The organism is Reichenbachiella sp. (assembly GCF_965233835.1).
In the GTDB taxonomy this organism is placed as follows: domain Bacteria; phylum Bacteroidota; class Bacteroidia; order Cytophagales; family Cyclobacteriaceae; genus Reichenbachiella.
In genome coordinates this window covers 2,363,596-2,376,125 of sequence record NZ_OZ247585.1, presented here as the reverse complement: position 1 = coordinate 2,376,125, position 12,530 = coordinate 2,363,596, and the positions used below count along the sequence as shown (strand labels likewise).

General features: G+C 40.2%; 13 protein-coding genes. 9 read left to right on the top strand and 4 right to left on the bottom strand.

Annotation, left to right across the window (positions count from 1 at the left end; translation table 11 throughout):
* Nucleotides 1-423, top strand: coding sequence for a RidA family protein (locus tag ACO6S2_RS10075; protein ID WP_422362372.1), 423 nt, complete (start codon nt 1-3; stop codon nt 421-423).
* 6 nt (nt 424-429) lie between these two features.
* On the opposite strand, the gene ACO6S2_RS10070 is transcribed toward ACO6S2_RS10075, so the two are convergent.
* Nucleotides 430-897: a hypothetical protein gene (locus ACO6S2_RS10070; RefSeq protein ID WP_422362371.1), complete on the bottom strand. Its 468-nt coding sequence runs from the start codon at nt 895-897 to the stop codon at nt 430-432.
* Between the two features lie 167 nt (nt 898-1,064).
* Here ACO6S2_RS10070 and ACO6S2_RS10065 point away from each other — a divergent pair, with 167 nt between their 5' ends.
* The 3 genes from ACO6S2_RS10065 to ACO6S2_RS10055 all read left to right on the top strand — a co-directional run bounded on the left by ACO6S2_RS10065 (nt 1,065) and on the right by ACO6S2_RS10055 (nt 2,998).
* Complete coding sequence (locus ACO6S2_RS10065) at nt 1,065-1,646, top strand: DUF4389 domain-containing protein (protein WP_422362370.1); 582 nt, start codon at nt 1,065-1,067, stop codon at nt 1,644-1,646.
* Nucleotides 1,647-1,718: 72 nt separating this feature from the next.
* Complete coding sequence (locus tag ACO6S2_RS10060) at nt 1,719-2,210, top strand: DUF4870 domain-containing protein (RefSeq protein WP_422362369.1); 492 nt, start codon at nt 1,719-1,721, stop codon at nt 2,208-2,210.
* The gene (locus ACO6S2_RS10055) at nt 2,207-2,998 is read left to right on the top strand and encodes a M48 family metallopeptidase (RefSeq protein ID WP_422362368.1); all 792 of its coding nucleotides are present in this window, start codon (nt 2,207-2,209) and stop codon (nt 2,996-2,998) included. Before ACO6S2_RS10060 ends, ACO6S2_RS10055 begins: the two co-directional genes overlap by 4 nt.
* Here the strand turns inward: ACO6S2_RS10055 and fabD are convergent.
* From fabD to ACO6S2_RS10040, 3 genes are all read right to left on the bottom strand, one after another.
* Nucleotides 2,995-3,867: an ACP S-malonyltransferase gene (gene fabD / locus ACO6S2_RS10050; protein ID WP_422362367.1), complete on the bottom strand. Its 873-nt coding sequence runs from the start codon at nt 3,865-3,867 to the stop codon at nt 2,995-2,997. The genes ACO6S2_RS10055 and fabD overlap by 4 nt on opposite strands.
* A 113-nt stretch (nt 3,868-3,980) precedes the next feature.
* Nucleotides 3,981-4,394: a thiol-disulfide oxidoreductase DCC family protein gene (locus ACO6S2_RS10045; RefSeq protein ID WP_422362366.1), complete on the bottom strand. Its 414-nt coding sequence runs from the start codon at nt 4,392-4,394 to the stop codon at nt 3,981-3,983.
* On the bottom strand, nt 4,373-7,288 hold the full coding sequence (locus ACO6S2_RS10040) for a gliding motility-associated C-terminal domain-containing protein (protein WP_422362365.1): 2,916 nt from the start codon (nt 7,286-7,288) through the stop codon (nt 4,373-4,375). Before ACO6S2_RS10040 ends, ACO6S2_RS10045 begins: the two co-directional genes overlap by 22 nt.
* A 316-nt stretch (nt 7,289-7,604) precedes the next feature.
* On the opposite strand from ACO6S2_RS10040, the gene ACO6S2_RS10035 reads away from it, so the two are divergent.
* From ACO6S2_RS10035 to ACO6S2_RS10015, 5 genes are all read left to right on the top strand, one after another.
* Nucleotides 7,605-8,291, top strand: coding sequence for a succinate dehydrogenase cytochrome b subunit (locus ACO6S2_RS10035; protein ID WP_422362364.1), 687 nt, complete (start codon nt 7,605-7,607; stop codon nt 8,289-8,291).
* 29 nt (nt 8,292-8,320) lie between these two features.
* Nucleotides 8,321-10,243, top strand: coding sequence for a fumarate reductase/succinate dehydrogenase flavoprotein subunit (locus ACO6S2_RS10030; protein ID WP_422362363.1), 1,923 nt, complete (start codon nt 8,321-8,323; stop codon nt 10,241-10,243).
* Nucleotides 10,244-10,251: 8 nt separating this feature from the next.
* Nucleotides 10,252-11,004: a succinate dehydrogenase/fumarate reductase iron-sulfur subunit gene (locus ACO6S2_RS10025; RefSeq protein WP_422362362.1), complete on the top strand. Its 753-nt coding sequence runs from the start codon at nt 10,252-10,254 to the stop codon at nt 11,002-11,004.
* Nucleotides 11,005-11,094: 90 nt separating this feature from the next.
* Nucleotides 11,095-11,400, top strand: coding sequence for a hypothetical protein (locus tag ACO6S2_RS10020; RefSeq protein WP_422362361.1), 306 nt, complete (start codon nt 11,095-11,097; stop codon nt 11,398-11,400).
* Between the two features lie 66 nt (nt 11,401-11,466).
* Nucleotides 11,467-12,462: a glycosyltransferase family 2 protein gene (locus tag ACO6S2_RS10015; RefSeq protein WP_422362360.1), complete on the top strand. Its 996-nt coding sequence runs from the start codon at nt 11,467-11,469 to the stop codon at nt 12,460-12,462.
* The last annotated feature ends 68 nt before the right edge of the window (nt 12,463-12,530 follow it).

The window sequence follows — 12,530 nt, the reverse complement described above, 5'->3', positions numbered from 1 at the left end:
ATGAACAACGAATCTATAAAAAACTCAAACGAAGCTCCCGAGCCTGTAGGTCTGTATCCGCACGCTAGAAAAGTAGGTAATCTGCTTTTTCTCTCTGGTGTTGGCCCAAGAGAAAAAGGAACTAAAGTTATTCCAGGTGTTGATTTAGACAGCAACGGTCAAATTAAGTCTTATGATATTGCCGCACAGTGTCATTCAGTTTTCAATAACATCCGGCTAATTCTGGAAGCCTCAGGCTCATCTTGGGATCAACTCGTAGATGTTACTGTCTTCCTGACCAACATGAAAGACGATTTTAAAGTATATAATGAAATCTATGCGGAGTACTTCAAGGACAATCAACCCTGTCGTACTACGGTAGAAATCAATTGTCTCCCTACACCCATTGCGATTGAATTGAAGTGTATAGCCACCATCGATTAGGCGACATCACTCCATCGACAATGCATTGAAAGCAGCGTCCAGGTCATCGTATCTGGACCTCACGTTTGCAATACTTTGCTCACCATAGCGAGTAGCATATTTATCTAATTCAACCTGAATGGCATCTAGCCTAGTTTGCTGATATTCGTCTTCTATCTTTTTCGCTTCATTCTCAGCCCCTACAATACCATAAAGTTGGGAAATCGCATTGGACTTGTCCTGATACTCATCGCCCCAGCCATGCTCACCCAGTGTGTCCTTAATTTTTTGTTTCCCTGCAATCATTTTTTCTTGTGATGGGGTTCCATTGGCCATATCAGCTTGCAGTTCCTTCAATACTTGCGTATAAGGGCCTACGGCATTTATAAATCTAGTAATCTCATCGTTCGAAATGGTCAACTCTTGGGCATTCACCCATAATGACGAAGAAATCATTACACAAATCAGAATGAGAGATTTAATTGATGCATTCATAAGTTTAGTTAAGCAATTGGTTAAAAAAATCATCAGCCAAATTAAACAAATTCTATATTTCTCAAAATTGAAAAACATCAAATACTAAAAGTGACCTCATGAATTTGTTCTCAAAGTATAATGAGTGTATATTGATCTTTTATACTCAACCAAATATTTAAACTATTATGACATTTACTGTTAAACATCAGGAGACTTATTCCAGAGGAGAATTGCTTCTAAGATCCTTTTTTGGATACTTCTACATTGTTCTTCCTCATGCATTCTTGTTAATGTTTCTAGGACTTTGGGGTTCTATCCTATCCTTTATTTCCTGGCTCATTATTATGTTCACAGGTAGCTATCCAGAGAGTTTTTTCGAATATCAAGTAAAACTAATGAAATGGTCTACCAGGGTGAATCTCAGAATTTACAATTTGGCTGACGGGTATCCTGCTTTTGGACTAGAAAGTGAAGACTCTGCATTCACACTTGACATTCCTTACCCAGAGAATCTTAGTAGATCGACTCAATTGTTGAAATTATTTTTTGGCGCAATCTATGTAATTATTCCTCATGGTTTCTTACTTCTTTTCAGAGGTATTGCCACCATGTTCCTTTGGATATTGGGTTGGTGGGTAGTATTATTCACTGGCAAGTTTCCAGAATCATGGCATGAGTTTATTGTAGGCACGATGCGTTGGGGTCTGAGAGTTCAACTATATATGGGCTATATGACTGACGATTACCCTCCGTTTTCGGGCAAATAAGAAAATTAAAATATTGAAGAACCGGTGTTTCTAAAAGCACTGGTTCTTTTTTCTTTTACACCTAAGATCGCTATGGAATATCACAACCTGGAACAACCTGACGAACTGACCAAAAAAGAAAAAGAAGACGCCATGGGTGCCTATCTCATGATGTTTGCTGCCATTGGTGCCGGTCTGCCTTTACCTATCATCAACCTGATCGCCTCGGTTATATATTTCTTCGTCCACAAGAACAATACGCGATTTGTAAGGTTTCATAGCCTTCAATCTCTTTGGAGCCAGCTACCCACTACATTGATCAATGCAGGCGCCATGTACTGGACCTTACAGATATTTCTTTTCGACAACCTAGAAGTCACTGATATGTACTATGGCTATTTGGTTATGCTGGTGATATTGAATCTAGCCTATTTTGCTTTTAGTATAGTGGGAGCTGTAAAAGCCAGAAATGGAAAAATGTACTACTTCCTATTCTTTGGCAAAATATGCTACCATCAAGTATATCAAATCAGAGATAATATCGATGATGAATCTAAAAACGTAAATCTTCCTCCCAAATTATGAGATGGGCCGCACTTAAGGAATTAGGAGTTCTTATTATCATATTCGGTGCCTTATGGGCCAGTTTCTCCTATTACAATTATGAAGAAATAGAAAACCCATTCTCTATTTCCTTAGAGAAGGAAGCTGAGTTATCCAATTTCATAAACAAACACTTAATGGCTGATTTTGAATTTGTCCAGAATCAATCAATGGACTCTTCTATTCAAATTATTACAGACCGGTTGTTATCCAATTTAGATTCATCACAATACGAATACAAATTCCATGTCATAGACGAATCTGAAACCAATGCATTCACAACGCTGGATGGTAATATTTACATTTTTAGCGGACTTATAAGAGAAGTGTCTTCTCCTGAAGAACTGGCACTTATTCTAGCACATGAAATCGGTCATGCAGAAAACAAACATGTTGTAGAGAAGCTTATAAAGACCATCGGTATAGAAGCGCTATTTAGTATTATGACCGGAGGAGATCCGGTACTTATTTCCGAAATCAGCAAATTGACACTTTCGACATCATTCGACAGAATCAATGAAGAAGAAGCCGATGATTTTGCGCTGTCATTGGCTTACAACAGTCAAATCAACCCTCGTAGATTAGCTCAGTTTTTTCTAAAAATGAAAGCAAAGAATCAATCTGCTCTTCAGGAAAAGCTGGAGTTTATCAGTACACATCCAATGAGTAATGATAGAATAAAAAAGTCATCGGACTTTGAGTTGCCCGATGACTTTGAAGAGGTGCCTATTCCCTTAGATTGGGAATTGGTAAAAAAGTATCTTAATTAGATACCACTTACCTCAGCCTCTCTATGAATTTTCTTAACCAATCCCTGTAGCACCTTTCCAGGACCACACTCCACGAAGTTAGTTGCGCCATCAGCTACCATTTGCTGTACTGATTGTGTCCATCGTACTGGTGCCGTAAGCTGAGCAATGAGATTAGCTTTTATTTCTTCTACATTACTATGCGCTTTAGCATCTACGTTTTGATAGACCGGGCAAATTGGTTCCGAAAATGTCGTTGCCTCAATAGCTGCCGCTAATTGTTCTCTTGCAGGTTCCATTAATGGTGAATGAAAGGCTCCTCCAACAGGAAGTGGCAATGCTCTTTTGGCTCCTGCCTCTTTCATTTTTTCACAGGCCAATTCGATTCCGGCATTAGATCCAGAGATAACCAATTGCCCAGGACAATTATAATTCGCAGCCACAACTACATCATCAATACTTGCACAAATCTCCTCTACTTTTGCATCTTCTAAGCCAAGAATAGCTGCCATGGTAGAAGGATTCAATTCACAAGCTTTTTGCATCGCCTGTGCTCGCTGTGACACCAGTTTCAACCCATCTTCGAACGTCAATGTCCCATTGGCCACTAAAGCCGAAAATTCACCCAATGAATGACCAGCCACCATATCAGGTTTAAAATCATCATTAATTAAGGCAGATACTACAGAGTGAATAAAAACAGCTGGTTGGGTCACCTTGGTTTCTTTCAATTCATCAGCCGTACCTTCAAACATGACTTTGGTAATATCAAACCCTAAAATTTGATTAGCACTATCAAAAAGGGTCTTGGCTTTGCTCGAATTTTCGTATAGATCTTTGCCCATGCCTGTAAACTGAGCGCCCTGTCCGGGAAATACATATGCTTTCATCAGGTATTTATTTAGTAGTTAGTAGAACTCGCAAACTGATCATAAAATGCAATCACAATGCTTATTACAAATTGTCTTAGAATAAAATTTGCGCAAACTTAAGCTAAAAGGAATCATTCTAAAAACCGATCTCGAGCCTCGGAAGGAGGAAGCAGGCAGGTCTCAGCTTGCCCCATAAGTTTGTATCGATGCTTTGCTATAAAGCGGTAAATAAAATCAGTAAAGATTGACGGTAACACCTCAAAAACGATTAACCATCTCCAAGGAATCTTCAAGAAACTTGCTATTTTCAATCCTGCTTGAGCGTGAGAGTATATCTCACCTTTGGAAACAAACAATAGACTATCAGTGTAGTCGAGAGGTAAATTGTACTCTTTTAAAATAGACTGACCAAAATTTGACTGGAGTGGCGTGAAAATTAACTCGGCTTGACTTTCGTGTTTTAGAATAAAATTAACAGAGCGATTACAAAACTTGCATATACCATCGTAGAGAATCAGATTGTCTATTTCACGATCTGAACCCATCCTTTGATTGTTTTCTTATTCTCCTCTTCGTTCAACACATCGAAAGTAACATCGGCACCATAGTAATAAACTCCAGCAGGCAACTCCCTACCATTATCTGTTGTACCGTCCCAATTAATTAGAATACTATTGACACTTTGGCCTTCGCCTCCTGAACGAGCCGAATTAAAATCAAAGATTACTCCTCCTGATCTGTCAAAAACTTTGAATTCAACTCTTCTAACAAATCTTGGACACAAAGAATAGTCAAAGTTCTCAATATTGTTATTCAAATCAGTATAAGGAGTAAATGTCTCATTAGTTGATTGTGAATCCTTATCTGGTGAAAAGGCATTAGGCAATACATAATTGGGACAATTATCGGCACACAAGGTCTGTTCCTCATCCCACTCCCCTTCATTTCCAGCTTTATCAACCGCCGTAATTCTATAGCAACCTTTATAAGACCCCAAACCCGTATGAGTAAAAGACGTCCCTTGAACCTCAGCCACATAGTCTACTCCCTTTTCTCCAAAGCCTTCCTCGGTTCCATCAACAGAAAAATAGATTCGATATGCCTTTACATCTGGATCGCAATCTCCAAAATCATAAGTCCAACTTAAATCTCTCGTAAAATTAGAAAATGAACAGGGTTGTCCAGCCAGAAAAGTGGTACAATCAAAACCTTCATCAAAAGTTAAAACGGGTGTACAATCTGGTGGTACGCCATCATCTAACTGAGCCGAATTAATCTGAGCTTTATTCTCAATCGGATCCTCAATAGCTACATTACCATAGCTTCCTCTGGTCTCGACATAATAGTAGTACTCCAAATCAGAATTTAGCGGATTGGTATTTTCGTCATAGACATCTTCAAAATACAATCCCGTAATTGATGCATCTACGCTAGTTAAAGAATCAAAATCTGAAAACTCCAAATCATCTGTGGCTACAAAGCCATCACCTTCATATCTGTAAATCGTATGATAGTACTTTTCAGCTGGATCACCCGGTTCTGGTTGCACGATATTGGACCAGGGTGTCAGCGATTCCCAATTGAGAATAATCGCTTCCGTTGTAGAACTAGTTTCTAACCAAACCGAAGAGGCCGGGGCCGATGAGTCGACAGTATCAATATCATCAATTAACATCATATTAATCACATAATGATATGAGCTGTTTTTTGTTTCTAGCCCAGTATCAGTATATGATAAGAAATCAGTCCCATTATACTGGATTTTAGATTCCAATATTTGAGGATTGTTAGTTCCTCCTTGACCTGGTAGTCTCACAATTTCATATTCGTAATCATCAAGATCAAGGTCAACAGGCAATTGCCACCTTACGAATATCTGCCCTGTAGACTCATCCGTTTCTTCTACATCCACCTCCAAAATTATTGGCGCAGTGAGTCCCATCTCCACACAAACTTCCGTTGAAGCATAACTCTCTCCTCCTGCAGGTTCAGGAAAAATGGCTACAATGCGATAACAATAATTAGCTCCGGGAGCCAACTTGGCACCATCGTTATCATCAAGATATGTAGTCGCATTTACACCTACAGTATCTATCAATTGATAACCGGCAGATTCAGGTAGACCTACGTTACAATCTTCTGCCAAGAACTCATAAGAATCTACTCTTCTCCAGATTTGAATGCGACTAGCGCCCAAACAACCTGCATACGAATCCCAGTTTAACTCTACCGAACGCTGAGGTTGGGAAGACGCTGACAAGCCTGTAGGTGCTGGTGCCACCACGGTGATATTCCAGGTCTTAAAGTCTACTAGTTTTGGGCCTAATTCTGGGTTATCTGTAGCCTTCAACTGCACTTCATAAGGCCTTCTTCGCACCAATTCGCAGGAAGTTTCCCAAGTAAAATCTGTACTAGCTGGTGAATTTTGATAGGTACCGTCAGGATCAAGGACAGCACTATTGTCCGCCAATTCGAAGGGGCCTCCGAATGCTTCTATTTTTATTTGATGCCCATCAGGATCGGTGGCCGTAATCGTTTCGTTTACTGTATTTCCAGCTTCTACGCATACATCCGGTGGAGGCAGAATTTCTGGTCTCGTATTGTCTGTATCTTCAATAATCACCTGCATGTCCCTAACCAAAGATCCCAACAAAAACCATTCTCCTTCGATTTTTCGCCATTCGTCAACGATGAAAGCTATGTTATACTCACCCGGTGCTCCAGGGGCATCCCATAGCACATTCCCGGATATGGCATCAATCTCAAAAACTGGTATGTCATTCTGATCCTCGTTTCCATTTAGATAATTATCATAAAACTCAGGATCTGCAGGCGAAAGGTAATTATTAACTACCCTATCAAGTGCTTGCTTCGGTTCGGTTATTCTGTATGAAAGACTGTCTCCATCGCTATCAAAAGCTCCAGGATTATGAAGGAAAGCTGCTCCTACGGCTCCTTTATCAATTGGCGGCACCAAAAAAACTGGTGTATTGTTTAGTCCTACAAAAGGATCTATGAGTATTGTTGTTTCGATATAAAAGGGGGTGTCAACAGAATTAGACATATTTTGAATACCCGCATTTCTGTTGCGTTCATTGTATCTTACTGTATATTTCCCAGGGGCTGAAAAGGTGTGTGAAATTTCAAAATAATTATAAGCAACTTCATCCTCAAGCGGTGTGGTCCCACTCGCTTCAGCATTGTCCGCTAAATTTAAGACCGTGCCATCTCCAAAGTCAATTTCACCACCCCCAAAAACAACAGAAGATCCAGTATCTGTATAGCCAATTACTGTAAATCTATAAGTAAGACTGGAATTTGAGGTTCTAACAGCAACGATTTCACCTGCCCTAATATGAGTAGCCAAGGCCTTTTCAAAACAGAAAAACAGCGAAAAAAATAGTAAGCCTAATATTCTAAGTCCCGTTTGATATATCATTAAAAACTGAGGTTTGATATTACATTCAAAGTTGAAACAATTCTTTCAACTCATTCCCTATGCTTTTTGTTCCAGATTAAATTGAAACGAAAGATTCTTTGGCATTAAATATATAAGATTAACGTCATTGTTGTTACAAAACATGTAGCAAACTGGAAATAATTTAAATCAAGTATTGAGATATTCTCAATTCCCTAAACTCTAATTTATAATTAGTCTAAATACCAAAACTGAATTTCGCATATCATTGGTTGCTACGCCCCTCAACTATATATTTGAGGCATCATTTAGCATCTAAATTTTCAACAATCGTAGTATGAGTTGGTTTACACAAACACTTTCAGGCAGCGTCGGCAAAAAACTCTTGATGGCACTGACTGGGCTATTTCTAATTTTGTTTCTGGTGGTTCATCTCGCTGGAAATCTTCAGCTCCTTTTTGATGATGGCGGTAAAGCATTTAATGTTTACGCTACTGGCATGGCCAACAATTTGTTCATCAAAGTGGTGTCTTATGGCAACTTCTTTTTTATCCTGGTTCACGTCATTGATGGAATCATCTTAACGATGAAAAATAAAGCGGCAAGAAATGTTCGATACCATGTAGCTACCAAGGACTCTAAGAGTAGTTGGGCTTCTAAAAACATGGCGCTATTGGGTATTATTACTTTGATATTCATAATTGCTCACCTTCGAGGCTTTTGGTATGAATTCAAGTTTGGTGCAATTCCATTCGCCACCTATGACGGTGTGGAATACAAAGATGTTTATCAAATCGTACAGACACTCTTCGCTGATCCACTCTATGCCGGATTCTACGTGCTGTGCATGATATTTCTAGCGCTTCATTTGTCACACGGCTTTTCAAGTGCTTTTCAGTCCATGGGACTTAATCATAAAAAATACACGCCATTTATATCTAAACTCGGTTTAGTGTATTCTATTCTTATTCCATTAGGGTTTGCAAGTATTCCTATTTGTATGCTACTCGGAATTAAATTTTAATCAATACAGAAAATTAAGACCTATATATAATGGCTTTAGATTCCAAAATACCTGAAGGACCGTTAGCTGAGAAGTGGACGAAGCATAAGTTCAAGAGCAAACTGGTCAACCCAGCCAACAAAAGAAAATATGACATCATAGTAGTAGGAACCGGATTGGCCGGAGCATCTGCAGCCGCTTCTTTTGGGGAGCTCGGCTACAATGTAAAATCCTTCTGCTTTCAAGATAGTCCAAGAAGGGCGCACAGTATTGCCGCACAGGGTGGCATCAATGCTGCAAAAAACTATCAAAATGATGGAGACTCAGTCTTCAGACTATTTTACGACACTATCAAAGGCGGTGACTACCGAGGCCGTGAAGCAAACATTCACAGATTAGCTGAAGTATCCGTTAATATCATCGATCAGTGTGTGGCGCAAGGCGTGCCATTTGCTCGTGATTATGGTGGATTATTAGACAATCGATCATTTGGTGGAGCTCAAGTTTCACGTACTTTCTACGCTCGTGGTCAAACGGGACAACAGTTACTACTGGGGGCATACAGTGCTTTGAGTAGACAAGTAGCTTCTGGTAAAGTGCAACTGCACGCCAGAACCGAGATGCTAGATGTAGTGATCGTGAATGGTCAGGCCCGTGGTATAGTCACAAGAAACCTGATCACTGGTGAGATCGAATCTCACAGTGCACATGCCGTGGTATTGGCGACGGGTGGATACGGCAACGTATTCTTCCTCTCTACCAACGCCATGGGATCGAATGTTACAGCCGCCTGGAGAGCGCACAAAAAAGGTGCTTTCTTCGGCAACCCATGTTACACACAGATTCACCCTACATGTATACCCGTATCAGGCGATCACCAGTCAAAATTGACTTTGATGTCTGAGTCATTGAGGAACGACGGTAGAATTTGGGTACCAAAAACAGCTGTAAAGGGACTCAAAGCAGCGGATGCTGCTAAGATTCCTGAAGACGAAAGAGATTATTACCTGGAAAGAAAATACCCTGCCTTTGGTAACCTGGTACCAAGAGACGTAGCTTCACGAAATGCCAAGCAAATGTGCGATGAAGGTCGCGGAGTTGGCAATACTGGTTTGGCTGTATTCCTTGATTTCTCCGAAGCGATCAAGCGGGATGGTTACGAAACCATCAAAGGCAAGTACGGAAACCTCTTCGATATGTACAAGCAGATCACAGGAGACGACCCATACGAAATGCCAATGATGATCTACCCTGCAGTACACTACACCATGGGTGGTCTTTGGGTGGACTACAACCTAATGACTACGGTTCCTGGATTGTATGCTGCCGGTGAAGCTAACTTCTCCGATCACGGCGCCAACAGACTTGGGGCAAGTGCCTTGATGCAAGGATTGGCAGATGGATACTTCGTGTTGCCATATACTATTGGTGATTATTTGGCGGACATGCCTTATGATAAGATTCCAACAAATCACGAAGAATTCCAAAAGGCTGAAAAAGAGGTTAAAGATAGAATTCAGAAACTCTTGAGCATCAACGGTGACAAGACGGTGGATGACTTTCACAAAGAATTGGGTCACATCATGTGGGAATACTGTGGTATGGCCAGAAACGAAGAAGGTTTGAAAACTGCTAAAGGCAAAATCAAAGCGCTGAAAGATGAGTTCTGGAAGAATGTAAAAGTGTTGGGTGACAATGAAGAGATGAATATGTCTTTGGAGAAGGCCAACAGAGTAGCTGACTTCATCGAACTGGGAGAGTTAATGATCGATGATGCCCAAAACAGGAAAGAGTCTTGTGGCGGCCACTTCCGTGAAGAATCACAAACACCCGAAGGCGAAGCCTTAAGAATTGATGATGAGTTTTCTTACGTAGCTGCTTGGGAATACCAAGGCGAAGGCAAAGAGGAAAAACTCAACAAAGAGAAACTCGAATTCGAAAATGTGAAATTGACCCAAAGAAGCTATAAATAAGAATTGATATGAATCTGAAATTAAAAATCTGGAGACAGAAAAACGCTAATGATAAAGGTGCTTTCGAATCATACAATGTTTCGGACGTATCACCAGACATGTCATTTCTTGAAATGCTTGACGTGTTGAACGAAGATCTATCTAGAGAAGGAAAAGATCCGGTACATTTCGACCACGATTGTAGAGAAGGCATCTGCGGTATGTGCTCACTATACATCAATGGTAAGCCTCATGGCCCCAAAGATGCAGTAACTACCTGCCAGCTCCATATGAGATCGTTTAAAGACGGTGACATCATTGTGATTGAACCATGGAGAGCCGCTGCTTTCCCTGTACAAAAGGATTTGGTGGTAGACAGAAGTTCGTTTGACAGAATCATCCAGGCAGGCGGTTATGTAAATGTAAACACTGGAGGCGTGCCTGACGCCAACGAAATTCCGATTCCGAAAGTAATCGCTGACGAAGCCATGGATGCGGCGCAGTGTATTGGATGCGGTGCCTGTGTAGCGGCATGTAAAAATGCTTCAGCCATGCTCTTCACAGCAGCTAAAGTTTCTCAATTGGCCCTACTTCCTCAAGGACAGGTAGAACGCCAAACAAGAGTAGAAAATATGGTAGCACAGATGGAAGAAGAAGGTTTTGGTAACTGTACCAATACACAGGCTTGTGAAGCTGTTTGCCCTAAGGAAATTAGCGTGACACACATTGCTAGACTGAATAGAGAGTATCTGGCAGCGAAGGCTTCCTCTGACAATATCTAATCAATCTGTTCTAAAGAACATAGAACGTCATTACCTTTTGTGAGGTACTGACGTTTTTTTTTAACTTACTTATAAACTAAACTGAAAATCATGAATAAATTGAAAAACTCTCTTTTGGCCATCTTATTTATTTTGCCAATGTTATTTGTAGCTACTTCCTGCAACGATGACGATGATGACAATAACGGCTGGAGTGATACTGAAATTGAAGCAATTAAAGCAGAGTGTGTTTCCGAAGAACAAGGCACTGAAGAACAATGTGACTGCTTATATGATAAAGTAACAAGTGAATTTAGCAAGAGTAAATTCGAGAGCGAAGATTTTTCTGATACTGACGCACTTAAACTTTTACAATTCGCTGTTGATTGTGATATACCAATCATTAATTTTGAATAAGAGATTATTTTTTTAAGATTTTAGGAAGGTTCATCTTAGTTGGATGAACCTTCCTTGTTTAATGACATGCTTGTATCTATAATCCTTCCATATTGCAACTCTTCTTTAACCCTTAAAAGAGCCACCCAAAGTATACTGAATCAAAGCTACCAAAACTTCGAGCTTCTGCTTATCAACAACAACTCCTTCGATAAAAGTGAAGACGTAGCAAGAAGTTTAGCCAAAACCAACCCCAAAATAAAACTGCTAACAGAAAACCAACAAGGTGTAGTCTTCGCTGCCAACTCCGGTATGAAAGTTGCCCAAGGCAGGTACATTGCACGTATGGATGCAGATGACCTGGCATACCCTGAACGACTCGAAAGACAACTTAAACACCTGGAATCTAATCCAGATATTTCCATTTCCGCCACGCAAGTTCGCTACCAAACAGAGAACGAAGATCTAGGCGATTTTTCGCATTTCGTGGAATGGAGTAACAAGTTGATCACATGGGAAGATGTCTATCAAAATCGATTCGTAGAGTTCCCGGTGGTCAACCCTACCCTCATGTTTAGAAAGTCTCTACTTGAGGACGTCGGTTACATGAAAGAGGGAAATTTTCCAGAAGATTACGAGTGGTTTCTTAGGGCTTTGAACAAAGGCCATAAAATTGAGAAACTGCCCCATCCTCTTCTCGACTGGAATGACAGCCCAAACCGCTTGACAAGAACGGATTCACGCTATTCCAATGATGCTTTCTTCCAAATTAAATCTGAATATCTAGCCAAGCACCTAAAACTTATAAACCAAACCAAAGTCTGGGTTTGGGGAGCCGGTAAGCTCGGATATAAGCGAAGTCAATACTTGCTTGATCATGACATAAAAATTGCAGGCTACATTGACATAAAAAAAGACAAACAGCTCAGAGATTATCCTTGTGTTCATTTCAAAGACATCAAGCCTACCCATCAGCCGTTTATCGTCAGCTATATCACTAATAGGAATCGAAGAGATGAGGTGCGCGATTTTTTAAAATCTGAAGGATATAAAGAAGGATTGAATTACATCATTGCAGGTTAACTTAAACTCTTCCAAAGTTTTATACTTTGAAAGAGTTTATTCTCGAAATTGTGGAAAACTTCCCTCCT

What these genes read in the sequence shown, in the direction of transcription:
- ACO6S2_RS10070 (WP_422362371.1), bottom strand. Translation starts at nt 897, where the DNA reads ATGAATGCATCAATTAAATCTCTCATTCTGATTTGTGTAATGATTTCT.
- ACO6S2_RS10030 (WP_422362363.1), top strand. Translation starts at nt 8,321, where the DNA reads ATGGCTTTAGATTCCAAAATACCTGAAGGACCGTTAGCTGAGAAGTGG.
- ACO6S2_RS10040 (WP_422362365.1), bottom strand. Translation starts at nt 7,288, where the DNA reads ATGATATATCAAACGGGACTTAGAATATTAGGCTTACTATTTTTTTCG.
- ACO6S2_RS10060 (WP_422362369.1), top strand. Translation starts at nt 1,719, where the DNA reads ATGGAATATCACAACCTGGAACAACCTGACGAACTGACCAAAAAAGAA.
- ACO6S2_RS10035 (WP_422362364.1), top strand. Translation starts at nt 7,605, where the DNA reads ATGAGTTGGTTTACACAAACACTTTCAGGCAGCGTCGGCAAAAAACTC.
- fabD (WP_422362367.1), bottom strand. Translation starts at nt 3,867, where the DNA reads ATGAAAGCATATGTATTTCCCGGACAGGGCGCTCAGTTTACAGGCATG.
- ACO6S2_RS10015 (WP_422362360.1), top strand. Translation starts at nt 11,467, where the DNA reads ATGCTTGTATCTATAATCCTTCCATATTGCAACTCTTCTTTAACCCTT.
- ACO6S2_RS10025 (WP_422362362.1), top strand. Translation starts at nt 10,252, where the DNA reads ATGAATCTGAAATTAAAAATCTGGAGACAGAAAAACGCTAATGATAAA.
- ACO6S2_RS10045 (WP_422362366.1), bottom strand. Translation starts at nt 4,394, where the DNA reads ATGGGTTCAGATCGTGAAATAGACAATCTGATTCTCTACGATGGTATA.
- ACO6S2_RS10020 (WP_422362361.1), top strand. Translation starts at nt 11,095, where the DNA reads ATGAATAAATTGAAAAACTCTCTTTTGGCCATCTTATTTATTTTGCCA.
- ACO6S2_RS10065 (WP_422362370.1), top strand. Translation starts at nt 1,065, where the DNA reads ATGACATTTACTGTTAAACATCAGGAGACTTATTCCAGAGGAGAATTG.
- ACO6S2_RS10055 (WP_422362368.1), top strand. Translation starts at nt 2,207, where the DNA reads ATGAGATGGGCCGCACTTAAGGAATTAGGAGTTCTTATTATCATATTC.
- ACO6S2_RS10075 (WP_422362372.1), top strand. Translation starts at nt 1, where the DNA reads ATGAACAACGAATCTATAAAAAACTCAAACGAAGCTCCCGAGCCTGTA.